Raw genomic sequence first — 17501 nt, forward strand, 5'->3', positions numbered from 1 at the left:
TGGAAGGTAAGCCCCCAGGCATTCGGGCGTTTCGTCCAAAACATTCCGGCGCCGCTTGGTATCGGAAAAATCACGCTCGACGATGGCTCACAGGTGTCTGGTTTCCTGTGCGAGCCTTACGCGCTTGGGAACGCCAGAGAGATCACAGCTCTTGGCGGTTGGCGGAATTACCTCTCAGTGAAAAGGAATGACAAATGAGAAAGAAAATAGTTCTGGCTTTGTGCTGGGCTTGTCGCAAATTTCTGCGTTTAACGGGCTGTTCACCAAGCTTGGGGAAATTCCGCCCCCGTATAGCGGATCGTGGCCATGATTCTGAATGCCATTGCCGAAAAGCTGAAGCGCTAATCGAAAGACGATTTCAAAGGAAGGCATTTTGAGGCATGGCTGATCATACAGGCGGTGACCTGGTACCTGTGCTATCCGCTGGGCTATCGCGACCTGGAAGAGATGTTCCGCGAGCGCGGCTTCGAAGCAATGCTGTGGCTAAGGAAAGGCTCCGGCTTCACCGGCGACTGGACCGTCAACAGTCAGAACGATCTGCTCGCGTACCTCTTCGGACTTCAAAAGGTTAACAAAGCATAAATATGCTGCAGATCACGGGGGGCGTTGGCATTCTCAACAAGTTGCGACAAGCCCGGATATCGGGATCGATACCGTAATCGCGTCTGGCTATCCTCATCTCGAAGAGGCCTACCGGGTTTCCGAGCTTCTCTTCCCTGAAATCGGCCTTTCAGGACCATGTAATCAAATACGTTCTTCCTTCGGCAAGAAACAGGTCTTCGGCAATGGCGGACACGGTGGCAATGTTCGCGTTGCCGATCGGAGAGGCTGAATGCCTCTCGCCATCCGGTCCTCGAACATCTCCTAGTGAGGATGCTGCGCGTTCCTGCAAAACCGACTTGCCGGTTGGCACACCAACCGTTGCCAACCGTCGTCGTGACGCCAAACCTCCACCTTTTCCTATTTCAGCAGCGGTAGAAGCTGGTTTCCCTGGCGCCTGATTTCCCGTAGATACGGCGTATCGGACAGCACGAAGTGCGTGATACCGAGCGCACGATACTTGGCGAGCGAGCGGGCAACGTCCTCCGCAGAGCCAACGAGCCATGTCGTGCCCGCCCCACCACCGCCGTAGCGACCCGGCGCCGTGTAGAGATTATCGTCCAGCACATCCCCCTTGGCCTGCAGGTCGAGCAGCCGCTGCTGGCCAACGGCCACTTCGCGCTTGTGATCGTGCCAGCCAGCGCCACTGTTCTTTGCCATCTCGGCCACTTTTGCTTCGGCATCCCGCCAGGCTTCTTCTGTGGTGTCGCGCACCAGCGTGGTGATACGAAGGCCGAATTCCAGCGGGGGCAGGTCGCGATCAAGCGTCTTGCTGAGCGCCTTCAGCCGTTCGATTCGCTCCTTGACGCCCTCCAGCGGCTCGCCCCAGAACAGCTGAATATCCGCTTCGGTTGCGGAGACCTGTTCAGCAGCTTCGGAGGCGCCGCCGAAATATAGCTTCGGGTGCGGTCGCTCCGCTGTGGCCTTGATACGTGGCTGTAAGGTTGAGTTCCTGACGCGGAAATGCTCGCCTTCGAAAGTCACGGCGTCTTCGGTCCAGAGCCTGCGGACGAGCCGCATGAACTCCTTGGTGCGCGCATAGCGGTGGGTGCTGTCACCTTCGCTGTCGCCGTAGGCCGCCAGATCGTCCTTGCCGGAAACGATGTTGACGCGGATGCGTTGGCCGCTCAGATGGTCGAGCGTGGCAGCGGCAGAGGCGAAATTGGCAGGTTTCCAATAGCCGGGACGTATGGCAATCAGCGGCTGAAAGCTCTTCGTGCGGGCAGCGAGCGCCGCCGCGACGGTGAATGTATCGGGTCTTCCCCAGCCAGTGCCGATCAAGGCGCCTGTCCAGCCACTTTCTTCCAGTGCCGTTGCGTGCGCGGTCAATGTGTCGAGGCTGTTATGGTCTTCACTGGCGGTGTCGCCGCGATGGCCTGCCTTCACATCATTGGGAATGTACCAGAGAAATTCTGTTTTGCTGCTCATGCGAATGCCTGTACTCAAAGAGAAAATGGGATGGGTTGGTCACGCCGTGCGGGGCGGACGCCAGCGAAGGAGATGGCTTTCAAGGACAGCGGCAAGGCGGTTCAGCGAGAAACCGACGAGGCCCAGGATCACGACGCCGACCATCACCATGGCCATGTCGAAACGCTCTCGTCCGGCGATGACGAGACCGCCGATGCCGGGGCCGACTGCCAGGAAATATTCCGCGCCAACAGTCGCCAGCCATGAATAGATGAGGCCGAGGTGGATGCCGGTGGCGATAGCCGGCGTTGCGGAGGGCAGGTAAATGCGCAGAAAGCGCTGTCGGGCGTTGAATTGCAGGGCCTGGCCCACTTCCAGCAGATCCTTCGGCGCCTCGCGCATTCCATCATAGGTATTCAGCACAACAGGTATGAAGCAGGCGAGTGCGACGAAGACGATCTTTGCTTGCTCTCCGAAACCGAACCAGACGGAAATCAGCGGAATCCAGGCGAGCAGTGAAATTTGCTTGAAGCCGTTGAAGGTGGGCATGACCAGCCGCCCTGCCAGCGGCGACATCGCAAGCACAGTGGCGAATGCAATGCCAAGCACGGCACCCACAAGAAAACCGCCGAGATTTCTGGCGAGGCTGGAGAGAAGATCGAAGATCAGGTCATTCCCTAGCAATTCGCGTTTGGCGGTCAGCGCCACGCTTTCCAATGATGGCAGAAAGCGTGGATCGACAAGCCCGGTTCTGTTGGAAACCTCCCACAACACGAGGAGCAGCAGCGGGAGGGTCATTCCACGGCGGATGCGGACGGCGCGCGATGTTGTCTGTGCCATGGTCAAATATCGTTCCGTTTCCAGCGCTGGATCAGCCGCTCCGTGCGATTCAACCCGCCATCCATGATGAAGCCGATGAGGCCAATGGCCAGCATGGCAATGATGACCGTATCCAGCCAGAACATCTGCCGGCCCCAGACCAGCAGGTAGCCAAGACCTTCAGAGGAGGCGAGCAGCTCCACGCCAACCAGCGAGGTCCAGGCATGCGTCAACCCGTAGCGTATGCCGGTGAAGACGAAGGGAATGGAGGCGGGCAGGATGACCAGCCGCAGCGTTTGCCAGCGGCTGAAACGCAGCGCCCGGGCAACCTCCAGATAGCGGGGAGAGACATTGCGGATACCGGCAAATGTATTGAGCGTCATCGGTACCAGCGCGCCCTTGGTGATCACGATGATTTTCAGGGTTTCTCCGATGCCGACCAGTAGCATGAGAAGCGGTATCCAGCCGAGTGTCGGGATTTGCGCAAAGGCCAGAAACAAGGGCTTCACATAGTCTTCCACCCGTTCTGACAGGCCCATGGCAATGCCAAGTACAAGGCCAAAACCGGCTCCAATGCAAAAGCCGATCAGAACGCGCTGAAGACTGACGCCGATATGGTAGAAAAGATCGCCGCTGGCGATCATGTCCCGCAGCGTCTGATAGACATAGATCGGGTGGGGCAGGATCTGTTCGGCAAGCCAGCCGCGATCGGAAGCAGTCCACCACAGGAGAAGAAGGGCTGCCGGCAGGAGAAGGGCGATCAGCGCATCCACGGCGCGGTTACGCCATGGGGTAGCGGCAGAACGTGTTGCCTCCGGTTCGGAAGCGGTCAGCACAGCCATCACATCATCTCCTGCCAGTCCGGTATCAAGAGCCGCAATCACGAGGCCGTCGGTTTGCCATCGGCACCATAGGGCTGCCAGAAGCTCTTCAACTTCAGACGCTCCAGCGCACGGTTCAGGTATTTCGGTTCGAACCAGCGGTTCAGGTCGACATCCCGGCGGATCAGGCCGAATTCCTTGCTCTTGATTGCCTGCTCCTTGTACTGCGAGACCAGCAGGTCATCGATGAGCGGCGAGTTGCGATAGGCCAGCGTATCCTTGCTGAAATACTCCTCCAGGATCGGGATCGGCGTTCCCGACTTGCCCCAGAGTTCGAACTGTGCGGCGCGGTTTGCTTCATCCGATGACCATTGGGCAGCCTTCACGAAGGCATCGACAACGCGCTGGGTGATCTCCGGATTTTTCTCGATAAAGGCTTCGCGGGCTATGATGCCGGCGTTGCGACCGAACCGCGGGTCATCACCCTTGGTGGTGTAGATGATATCGGCAGAGCCCTTGGCAGCAAGGTTGATCAGTTGCGTGTCGCCAAAGGCCGCATCGATATCCTTGCTGGTGAGCGCGGCCACCGTCGCAGCACTATCCAGGTTCACAACCTGCACATCGCGCTCTTTCAGGCCATGAGCTTCCAGGATCTTGATGGCCGACAAATGGCTGTTTGTGCCGCGTTGCAGAGCGACCTTTCTGCCCTTCAGATCCTCGATTTTCTTGATGCCGAAATCCTTGGCGACCGCCAGATAGGACGGTTTGCGGGCACCGCTTGCCAGGAGATATTTCGTTTTGAGGCCGGTGGCGCGGCCAATAAGCGACGGCAAGTCGCCCTGATAGGCGAAATCCAGCTGATCATTGGCAAAGCCTTCGTTCACGGCCGGTCCGGCTCCCTTGAAGAAGGTCCACTCAATCTTGATGTTGGGATCGTTGGCGAATTCCTTTTCCAGAAATTCTCCGGCACGGGCGGTTGCAGCGGATGTGCCTTCGGCAAACGGACGGTTATCCACGCCGATAGCCTCATAGCCGACATGGATCACCAGAGGGTCGGCGGCCAGCGTCCGCTGCAGGGACAGAGCAAAGCCAAAGGCCGCACCGGCTGCGGTGCGCAGGATGGTCGAAAATGTCATGGAGAACTCCAATGGTCGAAAAGGTCAGCCAACGGCTGCGATTGCGTGGGCCGGGCGGGGCAGGACGGACTTCGTTTCGGTGGGTACCGGTTGCGGATCGCGAACATGTGCCGTGCCGTTCAGGCTTTGCAGAACACGGGCACGCACGTCGCCGAAGGTGGAGGAGGTACGGTCACGCGGGCGGGGCAGGTTGACCTGCACGATTTCACGAATGCGACCTGGGCGCGGCGACATCACGACAACACGGTCTCCAAGGAATACTGCCTCGTCCACGTCATGGGTGACGAGGATCATGGTGATTTTTTCCTTGGCCCAGATGGACTGTAGCTCACCCTGAAGATGCGCCTTGGTGATAGCGTCGAGTGCGCCGAATGGCTCATCGAGGAAGAGAACATCCGGGCGGTTGACGAGACCGCGAGCAATGCCGGCGCGCTGGGCCATCCCGCCGGAGAGCCGATGCGGATAGGCCTTGGCGAACCCTGCCAATCCCACGAGTTCCAGATGCTCGTCCACCAGTCGCTTCTTTTCGGCTTTGCTAACAGTGGCGTTTTCCAGCCCGAGTGCGATGTTGCGCTCCACCGTCAGCCATGGAAACAGCCGAGGCTCCTGAAAGACGATGCCGCGGTCGAGGCTGGGTCCCTGCACGACGTCGCCCCGGTGACGGATCTCGCCCTCGTGACCAGCATCGAGCCCTGCACCCAGCCGCAAGAGGGTAGACTTGCCGCAGCCACTGGCTCCGACGATGGTGATGAATTCACCTTCAGCAACGGTCAGGCTGACATACTGCAACGCCGTCACCGTTCTGGAGTCCACCGAAAATTGGCGCGTTACATTATGAATTGCGAGATGTGCCGGCTTGCTCATCATGATCCCTTCCATGGACCGGGGAGGGCGGAAAGATTCGATCTTCTCCCGCCCGATGCGGTCTGATGGCGTGATGGGGGCAGGCACTCAGAACCGCGGTGATGTCCCAAACTTAGCGAGAAAAATATTTATTCTATAGGATTTATATTCTATTTTGAGGTCTCTAGGGGAACTAAGTCACCTTGGTTGTGACCTGCGTTAGCAACACTCCTTGGCGCTTGATGAATGTAATTCGCTGATTGAAAGGGCCACGCCTCCCGGACGGGTCTAGGCCGCAACCGACGTCATGCAAAGAAGCGGTTTGCAGGTCGGGGAAGGCTTAGATGCTCGCGCAGCGTCGATCCCTCATAGTCCCTGCGGAACAGGCCACGCCGCTGCAATTCAGGCAGCAGCTTCTCCGTGACGTCATCCAGCCCTTGCGGCAGGAAGGGGAAGACGCAGGTGAAGCCATCCGCGGCCTGTTCGATCAGCCATGTTTCCATCTCATCAGAAATTGTTTCAGGCATGCCGATAAAGGCAAGACCGGCATAGCCGCCATAGCGTTGGGCGAGTTGCCGAACGGTCAGTTTTTCCTGTTCGGCCAGCCGCAGCACCTGCGCCCGACCGCTTTTGCTGGCATTGGTGTCCGGAATATTGTCCGGCAGGGGTGCATCCGGATCGAAACCGGAAGCATCATGGCCAAGCGCTATGGAAAGCGAGGCGATGGCGCTATCGTAGTGCACGAGGCTATCAAGCTTGGCACGCTTGGCTTTGGCATCCTCCACGGTCTCGCCAATCACGATCATCGCAGCCGGCAGGATCTTCAGATGGGTGGGATCGCGACCCACGGCGGGCATGCGGCCTTTGATATCGGCATAGACCCACATTCTCCAAGTAAGTCGCTGATTTCGCTGTCGTAATCGTGATATTTCGCATATAAATCATGGCGTTGACGGCTGCGAGGGGCGCGTTTCATGGATCACCTGGAGGGTGCGGGCTTGGCGCGGGGAGATCGGGTTGATTTCGACCGCCGTGTGCGTCTGGAGTTCCGTGGTGCGCAGATCAGTTCAGACGGTGGCCTGCTGGTGATGCGCGAGCTTGATGACGTGCTCGGCCTGTCCAATCTGGCGTCGGAGGCGCTGCGAGACAGCCGCACCGGGAAGAACACGCTCCATCGGCTTGACGGATTGTTCCGGCAATCGGTGTTCGGACGACTGGCCGGATACGAGGATGTGAACGATGCCGACCGCTTGGCCCTCGATCCCGTGATGCGTCAGGTCGTTGGCGGCAGGGCCGTCGAGGCGCAAGCTGCTTCGGCATCGCAGATGGGACGGTTCGAGACCGAGACGCTGGCTCTGGCCGCGAACCGGGCGGCGCTGGCCGATCTGAACGGCCAATGGATCGACCGGTTTCATGACCGCAACGGGTTGAAATACATCGTGCTGGACATGGACAGCTCGGTCAGCCCCACCCACGGCGATCAGGAAGGTGCTGCCTGGAACGGGCATTTCGACTGCACCTGCTATCACCCCATCTTCTTGTTCAACCAGTTTGGCATGCTGGAGCGCTGCGCCCTGCGTAACGGCAATGTCCACAGCGCCGATGGCTGGCGGGATGTCCTTGATCCCGTCATTGCCCGATATGCTGGCCGCGACCTTGGTGGACGCTTCTTCCGGGCCGACGCTGCCTACGCGATCCCCGCGATCTATATGCGGCTGGAAGAAGCCAGGTTCTTCTACGCCATCCGTCTGCCCGCCAACGCCGTCTTGCGCGAGAAGATCGCGCATCGGCTGACACGGCCCGTGGGACGGCCTTCGCTGACCAAGGTCAAACGGTTCTTCGAGGACTTCGAGTATCAGGCGGCGTCCTGGGACAAGCCGCGCCGCGTCATCGCCAAGATCGAATGGCATCCGGGCGAGCTGTTCCCCAAAGTCGGCTTCATCGTCACCAACCTGCCGATGGAGCCAGACTGGGTGGTGAGGTTCTACAACCAGCGCGGCACCGCAGAGCAGCACATCAAGGAAGGCAAATATGCCTTTCGCTGGACGCGGCTGTCATGCCGGAAGTTCCGGCACAACGAGGTGCGGCTGCAACTGCACGCGCTGGCCTACAACCTGGCAACCTTCCTGCGCTGCATCGAACTGCCCGAGGCCATGGCGGACTGGTCGTTGACCAGCCTGCAACTCAAGCTGATCAAGATCGGCGCCCGCGTCGTCCGCCACGCCCGCGCCATTACCTTCCAGTTGGCCGAGGTCGCCGTCACCGGCCCGATGGTGCGGGCCGTCCTTGCCGCCATCCGCCGTCTTCGAACGCCTCCGTCATGCGCATGACCACGATCCATGCCCAAGCTGAACGAAAGCGGCAGGACAGGTCCGTCTGCCGCGCGGAAAAGCGGCTCTGCCGGGCCAGAATGCTGCGGGTTCGAGGCTTGATCCACCCGACTTCGGCCGTTTGCGCGACGACAGACACCGCTCGGGGCGAAAAACGCTTGCCCAGCGAGCAAAATCAGGCGATCTTGAAGTCAAGCGGCAGGCCACTTGGGGAATGTCGGATAGAGCGCCTTGGCGGTCGCCAGATCGCGCGGTGCGGCAAAGACGAGTTCTGCGGTTTCTGCCGCCAGTTGCTTGCCCGGCTCCACTGACCGGCCTGTACGATCACCGGCCAACCCTGAACGGGGCGCGCAATATTCAGAGGACCGCGCACGCTGAATTCCGCACCCTTGTGATCCAGCACATGCATCTTGTCGGGATCGAAGAAGATACCGCTTTCCTGATCGCGTATGAGGGCATCGTCGGCAAAGCTGTCCCACAGGCCTGTCACGACGTCAAAGAATTCACGGGCTCGCTGATAGCGCACGCCATGCTCCACATGCTCCGAGAGCCCGAAATTGCGGGCGGCATCCGGGTTGGAGGTGGTGACGATGTTCCACGCTGCACGACCGCCGCTGATATGATCCAGCGAGGCAAAGCGGCGGGCCACATGGTAGGGCTCGTCGAATGTGGTGGATGCCGTGGCGGCAAGCCCAATCTTGTCTGTGACGGCGGCAAGAGCCGATAGCAGCGTGAAGGGTTCGAAGGACGTCACCGTATGGCTGCGCTTCAGGGCCTCTACCGGCATGTTGAGAACGGCCAGGTGATCGGCCATGAAGAAGGCATCGAACTTCGCCCGCTCCAGCTTCTGGATAAATAATTTCAGATGACCGAAATTGAAATTGGCATCCGCATAGGCGCCCGGATAGCGCCAGGCGCCCGCATGGAGGCTGACTGGGCGCATGAAGGCGGTGAGGTGAAGTGTCTTGCTCATGGACGTGTCTCGCAGGCCGGAGAGTTGACCGTCGACAGAATGCGACGAGGGCAGGACAGTTCATATCGAAACGGGCAGGCTGCCTTGCAAGGGGTAGCGCTATCTCCGCTCGGTTCTGTCCCGCCAGTCCTGTTCAATCGGGATAGGGCAGGCCGTAGCGATCGCGGATGGTACGGCCATCATAGTCTCGAGGATAGACACCGCGATCCTGCAGGATCGGCACGACCTTCTCGACGAATTCTTCGATATCGTCCGGCGCGCGGGGTGGCTGCAGCGTATAGCCATCCACGGTTCCATCTTCCCACAGGTCGATGATCTGGTCGGCCACCTGTTCCGGCGTGCCGAGCACGAGACGATGGTGACCTTCGGTACGGCGCACCGCCTGACGCGCTGTCAGCTTCTCGTAAGTCAGCAGTTCTGAAAGGCCAAGCCCCATGCCAACCGCCCATTGGCGGTTCTGGTCTGGTACGAAACGCTCGGCTTCCAGCACCGCATCGGGATCGAAGGTCGCGAGATCAATGCCGTTTTCCTTCGCGAAACGGGTTAGAAGCCCGTCTTCGGAACCAGCGCCGCTGAACAGTTCATGCTTGCGCAGTGCCTCCTCGCGGGTCTCGCCGATGATAGCGACAAGCCCCGGCACGATGCGGATGCCGGACGGATCGCGCCCGACTTCGATGGCCTTGTCCTTCACATTCTTCGCAAACGCCTGACCGGCAGGGCGAGAGAGGATGTTGCAATAAATGATTTGGCCATGCCGCGCGGCGAGTTCAATGCCGCCTTCGGAGGCGCCCGCCTGGGCGATGACCGGATGTCCCTGCGGACTGCGCGGCACGTTGAGCGGCCCGCGCATATGAAAAAAGTCTCCCTCGTGATCGATGGTATGCGCACTTGATGCATCCAGAAGCGGTCCGGCGGAACCTCGCCTTCGCGCCTTGGATCCCAGCTTGCCCAGAGCTTCTTGGCGACATCCAGGAATTCGATCGCGCGCGGATAGCGCTCGCTGCGCGGCGGAAGGGGCGCATTGCTGAAATTGGCGGCGACATTGGGATTGAACGAGGAAACGACATTGACGATCAACCGTCCGCCGGACACGATATCCAATGATTGCACCCGCCGCGCCAGATTATAGGGTGAATTATCGGTCGAGGTAATTGTCGCGACAAACCCGATATCCGGCACCTGGGCCGCTAGTGTCGCAGACAGAATGAGTGGATCAAGAGTGTGGAACGGGCGGCTCAACGGGTCCGTCAGTAGCGCCGGATGATCCGAAAGAAACACGGCATCAAAGCGGCCCTTATGGGCAAGCTCCGTCAGACGTCGATAGTAATCCGGGTCGTTGATATCATGCCTGCTTCCTGTCCGGTATTTACATGCACTGGCAAGATAGCTTGTGGTGTTTATGCCGACATTCAGGTTCAATCGTCTCTTTGCCTCAGTCATGCCTTGGCTTTTTCTCTTTCGAGATGGATGCCGACGCCCGCCTGCGGTGAAGGCAGTGCGCCGTTAATGGTGAAATCGCCGACGACACGATCGTGGTAGATGCGGGGATTGTGGGAGATGATGGTGCGTACGTTGCGCCAGTGACGGTCGAGACCATGGCTCTTCTTCGCGGCTGAGGCACCAAGCGCATCGAACAAAACAGTCGTGGCGTCGAGGATCAGGCTGGAGATGACAGTAACAGACTGGCTGACTTCCAGCTCCGCATTGCGGTTGGCACGAACAAGGGCCGCTTCATCACCTGAAAGATTTGCCTCATGCGCTCGCTGCAGCGCCTCCGCAGCCTTCAGAACAATGGCACCCGCTGCATAGGCGGCGCTTCGCACGCGGCCGACAACCTGCAGGATCTGCGGATCTTCACCAGGTGTAGGGGCGTTACCGCGCGTGTAGACGCGGCGACGCTCCGCCACGAGCCTGGCAACTTCCGTAGCTGCTGCGCGGCCAATGCCCGCCAGCGAGGCAAGATGAACAAGCTGGAAGAAGCCGCCGGAATAGCTGAAGCGCAACGCACTGGGCTTGATCAGATCGTCACCGATCTCGACATCGGCAAAACGTGCGGTGCCGCTGGCGGTCAGTGACTGGCCAAAACCATCCCAGTCATCGATGATTTCGACGCCGGGCGCTCTTGTCGGCACAAGCGCGCCAATCGGGTTTCCATCGCCATCCACGGCGCCAAGTGTGATCCAGTCGGCATAGAGCGAGCCGGTGGTGTAGAACTTTTGGCCGTTCAGCAGCCAGTGCTCGCCATTGCGGATGAACTGGGTGGAGTAGCTGTCGAGCGGTGCGCTGCCGATTTCGGAAAAGCCACTGCCGATGGTTTCGCCGCCTGCAAGCTTCAGAAGCCAGCGTTCGCGCCAATCGCTCGGAGGCGCGTTCAAGAGATCTTCTGTAATCCGAGCGCGGGCACCGAGAAGATCGTCAATGAGAACAACCCTTGCGCCACGGACCGAGATCGTACGATAGGCGACACCCAGCAACTGCCCGCCTTCCGAGGAAATGGAATGCTGCAGATGCGACGCAGCAAATTCCTCGGGCGTGCGCACATCCAGAAGATAAGCGGATTTGGTACGCTATCGCGCAATCGCAGCAGTAGCTCTGCGCCGGGGATTGCGATTGCCCCCGGGCACATGGCTCTTCTCGAACTCGGCCAAGGTACGCGTATCGATCACGACGAGGTCTTCACCAGCGTCGCGCCAGGCTTGAAGCTCCGCGGCGGAGACAACAGGCGTTTTATTCTCGTCACGGATCTTTGTCACGAAAGGTACACCCGGCACATCGAATGTGGGCAGGTTGTCGGTGCCCTTTTCCGTCCAGGCGGGAATGCCGCCTTCCAGCGCATGGATGCCACCCCAGCCGTTTTTGGACAGCGCCTCAGCAGCGGCAACGGCTCCTCCCTTGCCATCATCTAGGAGCACCGTGCGAATTGATCGCCGAGGGATGAAGCGATCAATGTCGGCAAAGAGTCGGTCAGCCGGGAGATTGGTGGCAAACAGCGGAGAGGCGTAGCCAACCTCTTCTGCCGGGCGAATATCGAGAACTGCAAGTTTCTGGCCATCTGCCAGCCACTCCATAAAGGTCTTCTTTTCGATCTGATGTGTCATATCGCTATCCTTCAGACGCCCGGTTCCAGCCAGATGTCGCCAAAACTCCAGTTGATGCCTTGGGCACCGGTGACGAAATTCTTTACCCGCTTGTTGGCGACGATCTGGCTGCCCGCCGCGACGAGATCGACGGAGGCCACATCGTCATGAACGAGGTGCTGAAAGTCGCTCCATAACTCCCGGCGCTTTTTTGATCTGGCTCAACGGCGGCAGCCTCCAGAAGCGCGTCCGCCTGCGGATTGTCGTAGCGGGCCGCATTCGAGAAGGGCAGGCCGATCTTGAAGTTCTTGCTCCAATAGGCGCGCTGGATCCCAAGCGTCGGATTGAAGGTATTGGATAGCGATTCCACCACGAGATCGAAGGCGCGGTCCGTGTAGACCGTCTTCAGGAAAGTCGGCAGATCGTATTTGCGGATCTCGATACCGATGCCGATCTTCTCCAAATGGCTGCGGATGACATCGGCGAAGCCTGGTACGAGATAGGAATTGCAGGTGAGCCGCAGTTGGAAACGCTTGCCATCCGCCTTGCGCGGGAAGCCCGCCTCCTCCAGAAACGCTTCGGAAGCCTTGGGATCATACGGGTGAGCGGTCACATTCGGATCGTACCAGTTTGGCAGCGCCGTGCTGACCGGGCTTGTCGAGACCTGTCCATAGCCAAACAGTGCCACATTGACGATTTCCTGAAGATTGATCGCCTTGGCAATGGCAAGGCGCACATCCCTGTTGCGAAGCAGCTCCGTATCGTAGTTGAAGAAAAGTTGCTGTTGCGGACCGGAATAGGCATAGGTCGTAGTATCGACCACCAGGTTCATGTTCTGCTTCAACCTATCTAAATCGGCAAGTGGCACAGGGTTATCGCCAATATCGGCTTCTCCTGTTTCCAGCGCCACCGCGCGGGCGGCAGGATCTGTCACGATGCGCAGGATGACCCGATCGAGATAGGGCTTGCCCTTGTCCCAGTAGTTCGGGTTCTTCTCGAAAATTAGATGGCTGCCGGGCACCCATTCGCTCAGCTTGAACGGACCCGTGCCAATTGCGGTCTTCAATGTCTGGCCCTCGCCTGGCGCCAGCTTCTCGAAGATGTGCCTCGGCAAGATGGGCGATTCCGAACTCGATTGTGCGGCGTGCAGGAAGGGCGCTGGCTTGGAGAGCACAATGACTGCGGTCAGCGGGTCGGGCGTCTCGACAGCCACAACATTCTGATAGGTAATCCGCCCATTCCGGTGCTGCCGGAGAAGTGGAACAACACGCTGCAGGTGCTTCTGGATCACCGGTCATCGCGGCACTATCGGCGAGACGCACTCCCCGCTGGCACCGTGGAGCTGTTGGTGGCGGCGGCGCAATCTGCACCGACATCTTCCAACCTTCAGGCGTGGAGTGTCATTGCCGTGAAAGACGCGGAGAGGAAGGCACGGCTTGCCAGTCTCACGGATGGCAATGAACATATTCGTGCTGCTCCGCTTTTTCTTGTCTGGCTGGCGGATCTTTCGCGCCTTAGACAAATCGCGCGACAACAGGGAAACGATGGAGAGGGACTCGATTTTCACGAGAGCTTCCTCATAGGCGCGATCGATGCGGCGCTCGCTGCGCAGAATGCCGTTGTCGCGATCGATTCACTTGGACTCGGCTCTTGCTATATCGGTGGCATGCGCAATCGGCCGGAAGATGTGGCGCGAGAATTGAAGCTGCCGCCGGAAGCGTTTGCCGTGTTCGGCCTGACGGTTGGCTATCCGGACCCCAGCGTAAAGACGGATGTGAAGCCGCGCCTACCGCAGTCTGTTGTTTTGTTTCGCGAGCAATATGGCGAAGTGCGCTCGGAGGAACTTGCATCCTATGATGACGCGATGAAAGCGTTCCAAGAGAAACAGAACCTTCCACCCAAAGGTCGGACGAGTGTGATTGCCAAGCGCATAGAAAACGAGGCAGCGCTCAAGGGACGCTCCCAGTTGACCGCGATCCTGCGGCGTCTTGGTTTTCGTCTGAAGTAGTTCAGCCGAGGGAGCAATGGGCCGGGGACCACGCAAGGTGACAACTCCGGCCCCGTTTCGCGTCTGATGTGCATTACGAACGTTCCGTTCCCAAGGTCGCAATAACATAGTATATATTTTCTATAGACTAATTATATTAACCGCTGGGCTGATGCATACACTTGCTTCATCAGGATGCGCCTATGCCACAGCCAGCCGCCCGCTCTTCTGCCTCTCCAGCTAGCGTCTGTTATACGCGCTGCCCGGCACCGACCCCTTTATCGATTGCCACGCAACTGGGCTGGGTAGAGGCGGTGTTTGCCCGCCACGGGTTAGAGGTCAACTCCATTCGCGACGCGATCGACCCGAAAATCCGCCAGAGCCACTTCGATCATCATCTGGAGTGGTCCTTTCGACAAGGTGGCAATATTCCGCCGATCTGGGCCCGTTCCAGCGGACGCAAAAGCCGCATCGACGGTTTGACGCGGACATACGAGTTCCAGGCGGTCATCACCTTGTCGCATCTTGGAATCCGCCAAGGCGCAGATCTCAAAGGGCGCAAGCTCGGCCTGCCGAAGCGTCCTGGCGATTCTTCGTCAAGGGCGCGGAAGGTGTCACCGTTGCCAGCCTGATCGGTGCCAATATCGTCGTGGAAACAGGGTTTCATCCGGACCCGAAGATCCGCATCAATAATCGGACGCCGCGCCCATTGACGGTGGATGCGACCTTTGCCGACGAACGCCCCGATCTGGTTGCTGAATTAATTGCCACTATCCAGCGCGTGGCTGAGTGGGCAGAGAAGCATCCGTCCAATGCGGTGCGTTTCATCGCCAATGAAATCGGCGTCAGCGAGGATGCGGTCAGGACCGCCAGCGGACCGGATGTCCATCGCCACCTTACATTGACGCTGGATCAGGCTGAAATCGACGGCATCGCGCACTTCAAGGATTTCCTGCTGGAATGGAAGTTCATTCCGGAAAACTTCAATGTCCATGACTGGGTAGACCCCCGGCCATTGGCGCTGGCGCATCTGCGTCAACCCTTGTGAAAGGCGGTATCATGTCATCACGGATTCTCGTTACAGGGGCCACGGGCAAACTCGGAAAGCTGGTCACCAGTCGCTTGATAAAGAATGGCGACCGCATCCGTGTTTTGACACGCCGTCCTGATGAGGCGCGGCGGCTATGGGGTGGCTCTGTCGAGATTGCAGGCGGAGACGTCGGCAATCCTCAGAGCCTGCGCGCAAGCTTGCAGTCTATAGATCGGGTCTTTCTTCTGTCTCCGATCAGCGAAAGCCTTGCCGCGCATCAAATTGCACTCATCGATGCTGCGGCCGACGCGAGCGTGCAGCATATTGTCAAAATCTCGGGTTCCAGCTGGACGATTGAAAATGCCCACCGCTCCAGAGCAGGTGCTGCGCACAGCAAGGTTGAGGCTTACCTCTTCGGGCGAGGTCTGTCTCACGCGGTCATCCGCCCGAATGCTTGGATGCAGGTTTCCCTGGCACCTGTCGTCGCAGCGGCTCTGGCAGGGCGCGATCTTCCAGGCCGCTATGGAGGCGCTGCCGTCTCTTTCATCGATTTCAACGACATTGCAGACGTGGCGGTGCATGCGCTGCGTGCCGGATTGCACGTGAGTGAGCCACTCGTCCTGACAGGCGGAAAAGCTTTTACCACCTCTGATATCGCCGGGCTCGTCTCGACCATTCTTCGTCGCCCTGTAGGCATCGATACACAGGCCGCCGCCAGCTCTCCCGGACATGACGACGCGTTCGCCACGTTGGCCGTGCCGGAGTTCGGCGCGCTGATCGCAGAGGGGTTGGCGGCACCGGTGACGGATACGGTTGAACGCATCCTGGGCCGCAAACCGGTCAGCGTTAAACGCTTCCTCGAACAACAACTGGCACCCGCCCGCTCCGCGAGGGAAACGGCTGAAGGAGATCTACAATGGCAGTGACCGCGACTCAGGCAACCGGTGCCGAGCTGAAGGCCCCATCGGATTTTGACGAAAGTCCCCTTAGCCGCGCGGCGCGCCAGCCGCTTATGCTGGGTCTGTTCCTGAACCTTCAGGATATCAATTTTTCAAGCCTGCCGACCAGCAATAGCTGGACCTTCGACTACAATGCAGAACTGGTGAAACGCGCAGACGAGCTGGGCTTCGAGATAGCCTTCAGTCGAACACAGTGGCTGCCGAAGGGCGGGTATGACGGGGAAGCGTCGCTCGACAGCTTCATCGCGCTTGGCGCCATGGCGGCGATTACCAGGAACATCCTGCTGATCTCTACCATTCATGTCCTCTATGGACCGCTGCATCCGCTGCATCTGGTCAAATACTGCGCGACGCTGGATCATATCGCCAAAGGGCGCTGGGGCATCAACATCGTCACCGGTCACCGCGCCATTGAACACGAAATGTTCGGCTGGCAACGCATCGACCACGACAAGCGCTACGAGATGGCGTCGGAGCTGTTCGAGGTCTTGCATCATCTATGGGGAGAGGGCGAAAATTTCTCCTATCAGGGAAAGCTCAATCCCTGGTCCGTCAACAATGGCTGGATCACGCCGAAGCCGCTGTTTGGTCGCCCCAATCTGGTGACGGCGACAGGATCGCCGGCGGGGATTGATTTTGCAGCACGCCATTCAGACCTGGTCTTCGTCATATCGCCGGGCGGAGCGCATATCGACAGCGCGCTGGAGACGCTTCCTCAACACATCAAGGCCGTAAAGGATCGAGCCCGTGCCTATGGATGCGCGGTCAAGACGCTCATCAACTCGATCATCGTCAGCCGTGATACGGAAGCGCAAGCCATCGCCTATGCCGATGCGATAGAGGCGGGCAAGCCCCAGCCTGGCACACGTGCGTTTGCCACCAACAATTACGACAGCGACGAACATGCATGGCGAGGCCGCGGCGATGCCCGCCACAAGCAGGGCCGAAATCTGGGCGGCAATATCGAAATCATCGGTTCCCCCGAACAGGTGGTCGAGCAGCTGATTGCTCTCAAGAGGGCAGGCATCGATGGCGTGCAGCTGACCTTCTACGATTTCCGCGAGGACCTCGACCATTTCGCCGAACGCATTCTGCCTTTGATGAAAGAGGCGGGCCTGCGCCTCTGATCCCCTACCGCAGCCTATTGTTTTCACATCGCGCCACGCAGGGGCCTCTGCATGGCTGGAGAATGACATTGACCACGTCCATCGACCCCGTGACCGACAGCCAGCCGAAGGTGATTGATCGCATTGCAGCCTTCACGCCGGAGCTTGTTTCCATCCGCCATGACATTCACCAGCATCCGGAAATCGGCTTCGAGGAGGTCCGCGAAATGATTCATGATTTTAACACAAACGCAACTGTAGTACCAAGATGAACTGGGATGCCAGTGCGACGGCCGCCGAGCTTACATAGTACTCGATAGTTCAGACTGAAGAAAGCTAGAGTATCCGTTTTGATCAAGCTGGTTTTGGGGTCCATTTTCTGTTTTTCCGTAGCAGTGCGTTAGCGAGCACGA

Annotated in this window: 12 protein-coding genes and 8 pseudogenes; 9 read left to right on the forward strand and 11 right to left on the reverse strand. The window is 59.0% G+C overall.

Features of this window, described 5'->3' with window-relative positions:
* The 3 genes and pseudogenes from MUU53_RS21435 to MUU53_RS21445 all read left to right on the forward strand — a co-directional run.
* On the forward strand, positions 1-198 hold a 198-nt coding region (locus tag MUU53_RS21435), incomplete at its 5' end, for an allophanate hydrolase-related protein (protein ID WP_425524260.1).
* A gap of 108 nt (positions 199-306) precedes the next feature.
* A pseudogene (locus MUU53_RS23460) lies at positions 307-471 on the forward strand (IS6 family transposase); the annotation flags it as partial.
* A 169-nt stretch (positions 472-640) separates the two neighbouring features.
* Positions 641-832, forward strand: a pseudogene (locus MUU53_RS21445) (alkanesulfonate monooxygenase); the annotation flags it as partial.
* Positions 833-960: 128 nt separating this feature from the next.
* Here MUU53_RS21445 and MUU53_RS21450 read toward each other — a convergent pair.
* From MUU53_RS21450 to MUU53_RS21475, 6 genes and pseudogenes are all read right to left on the reverse strand, one after another.
* Complete coding sequence (locus MUU53_RS21450; protein ID WP_247262694.1) at positions 961-2028, reverse strand: LLM class flavin-dependent oxidoreductase; 1068 nt, start codon at positions 2026-2028, stop codon at positions 961-963.
* A gap of 39 nt (positions 2029-2067) precedes the next feature.
* Positions 2068-2847, reverse strand: a complete 780-nt coding sequence (locus tag MUU53_RS21455; protein ID WP_247262695.1) for an ABC transporter permease — start codon at positions 2845-2847, stop codon at positions 2068-2070.
* 2 nt (positions 2848-2849) lie between these two features.
* Positions 2850-3668: an ABC transporter permease gene (locus tag MUU53_RS21460; protein WP_247262696.1), complete on the reverse strand. Its 819-nt coding sequence runs from the start codon at positions 3666-3668 to the stop codon at positions 2850-2852.
* Between the two features lie 38 nt (positions 3669-3706).
* Positions 3707-4783 carry an ABC transporter substrate-binding protein gene (locus tag MUU53_RS21465; RefSeq protein ID WP_247262697.1) on the reverse strand — a complete coding sequence of 359 codons (1077 nt, stop codon included), beginning with the start codon at positions 4781-4783 and terminating at the stop codon, positions 3707-3709.
* 24 nt (positions 4784-4807) lie between these two features.
* A complete protein-coding gene (locus tag MUU53_RS21470) occupies positions 4808-5647 on the reverse strand; it encodes an ABC transporter ATP-binding protein (protein ID WP_247262703.1) in 840 nt (279 codons plus the stop codon).
* Positions 5648-5931: 284 nt separating this feature from the next.
* A pseudogene (locus tag MUU53_RS21475) lies at positions 5932-6507 on the reverse strand (LLM class oxidoreductase); the annotation flags it as partial.
* A 93-nt stretch (positions 6508-6600) separates the two neighbouring features.
* On the opposite strand from MUU53_RS21475, the gene MUU53_RS21480 reads away from it, so the two are divergent.
* Positions 6601-7956, forward strand: coding sequence for an IS1380-like element ISPme1 family transposase (locus MUU53_RS21480; protein ID WP_012112698.1), 1356 nt, complete (start codon positions 6601-6603; stop codon positions 7954-7956).
* A gap of 221 nt (positions 7957-8177) precedes the next feature.
* Here MUU53_RS21480 and MUU53_RS21485 read toward each other — a convergent pair.
* From MUU53_RS21485 to MUU53_RS21505, 5 genes and pseudogenes are all read right to left on the reverse strand, one after another.
* A pseudogene (locus MUU53_RS21485) lies at positions 8178-8929 on the reverse strand (NtaA/DmoA family FMN-dependent monooxygenase); the annotation flags it as partial.
* A gap of 133 nt (positions 8930-9062) precedes the next feature.
* Positions 9063-10369 (reverse strand): annotated as a pseudogene (locus MUU53_RS21490) (NtaA/DmoA family FMN-dependent monooxygenase).
* Positions 10366-11469, reverse strand: a complete 1104-nt coding sequence (locus MUU53_RS21495) for an acyl-CoA dehydrogenase family protein (protein WP_247262698.1) — start codon at positions 11467-11469, stop codon at positions 10366-10368. The pseudogene MUU53_RS21490 and the gene MUU53_RS21495 overlap by 4 nt, the downstream one beginning before the upstream one ends.
* A 27-nt stretch (positions 11470-11496) precedes the next feature.
* Positions 11497-12027 (reverse strand): rhodanese-like domain-containing protein, encoded by a 531-nt coding sequence (locus MUU53_RS21500; protein ID WP_247262699.1) that lies wholly within the window; start codon positions 12025-12027, stop codon positions 11497-11499.
* 11 nt (positions 12028-12038) lie between these two features.
* A pseudogene (locus tag MUU53_RS21505) lies at positions 12039-13252 on the reverse strand (ABC transporter substrate-binding protein); the annotation flags it as partial.
* Between MUU53_RS21505 and MUU53_RS21510 the strand changes: the two are divergent.
* From MUU53_RS21510 to MUU53_RS21530, 5 genes and pseudogenes are all read left to right on the forward strand, one after another.
* Positions 13151-14014 (forward strand): NADPH-dependent oxidoreductase, encoded by an 864-nt coding sequence (locus MUU53_RS21510; RefSeq protein ID WP_247262700.1) that lies wholly within the window; start codon positions 13151-13153, stop codon positions 14012-14014. The pseudogene MUU53_RS21505 and the gene MUU53_RS21510 overlap by 102 nt on opposite strands.
* 182 nt (positions 14015-14196) lie before the next feature.
* A pseudogene (locus MUU53_RS21515) lies at positions 14197-15041 on the forward strand (ABC transporter substrate-binding protein).
* An 11-nt stretch (positions 15042-15052) separates the two neighbouring features.
* Complete coding sequence (locus MUU53_RS21520; RefSeq protein WP_247262701.1) at positions 15053-15949, forward strand: NmrA family NAD(P)-binding protein; 897 nt, start codon at positions 15053-15055, stop codon at positions 15947-15949.
* Positions 15940-17109 carry an LLM class flavin-dependent oxidoreductase gene (locus tag MUU53_RS21525; RefSeq protein WP_247262702.1) on the forward strand — a complete coding sequence of 390 codons (1170 nt, stop codon included), beginning with the start codon at positions 15940-15942 and terminating at the stop codon, positions 17107-17109. The genes MUU53_RS21520 and MUU53_RS21525 overlap by 10 nt, the downstream gene beginning before the upstream one ends.
* Before the next feature lie 62 nt (positions 17110-17171).
* A pseudogene (locus tag MUU53_RS21530) lies at positions 17172-17312 on the forward strand (amidohydrolase); the annotation flags it as partial.
* Between the last annotated feature and the right edge of the window lie 189 nt (positions 17313-17501).

This window comes from Affinirhizobium lemnae, from assembly GCF_022968395.1.
In the GTDB taxonomy this organism is placed as follows: domain Bacteria; phylum Pseudomonadota; class Alphaproteobacteria; order Rhizobiales; family Rhizobiaceae; genus Neorhizobium; species Neorhizobium lemnae.

Bases quoted from the DNA above. Each gene is read 5' to 3' on its own strand.
- MUU53_RS21450 (WP_247262694.1), bottom strand. From the start codon at position 2,028: ATGAGCAGCAAAACAGAATTTCTCTGGTACATTCCCAATGATGTGAAG.
- MUU53_RS21455 (WP_247262695.1), bottom strand. From the start codon at position 2,847: ATGGCACAGACAACATCGCGCGCCGTCCGCATCCGCCGTGGAATGACC.
- MUU53_RS21460 (WP_247262696.1), bottom strand. From the start codon at position 3,668: ATGGCTGTGCTGACCGCTTCCGAACCGGAGGCAACACGTTCTGCCGCT.
- MUU53_RS21465 (WP_247262697.1), bottom strand. From the start codon at position 4,783: ATGACATTTTCGACCATCCTGCGCACCGCAGCCGGTGCGGCCTTTGGC.
- MUU53_RS21470 (WP_247262703.1), bottom strand. From the start codon at position 5,647: ATGAGCAAGCCGGCACATCTCGCAATTCATAATGTAACGCGCCAATTT.
- MUU53_RS21480 (WP_012112698.1), top strand. From the start codon at position 6,601: ATGGATCACCTGGAGGGTGCGGGCTTGGCGCGGGGAGATCGGGTTGAT.
- MUU53_RS21500 (WP_247262699.1), bottom strand. From the start codon at position 12,027: ATGACACATCAGATCGAAAAGAAGACCTTTATGGAGTGGCTGGCAGAT.
- MUU53_RS21520 (WP_247262701.1), top strand. From the start codon at position 15,053: ATGTCATCACGGATTCTCGTTACAGGGGCCACGGGCAAACTCGGAAAG.
- MUU53_RS21525 (WP_247262702.1), top strand. From the start codon at position 15,940: ATGGCAGTGACCGCGACTCAGGCAACCGGTGCCGAGCTGAAGGCCCCA.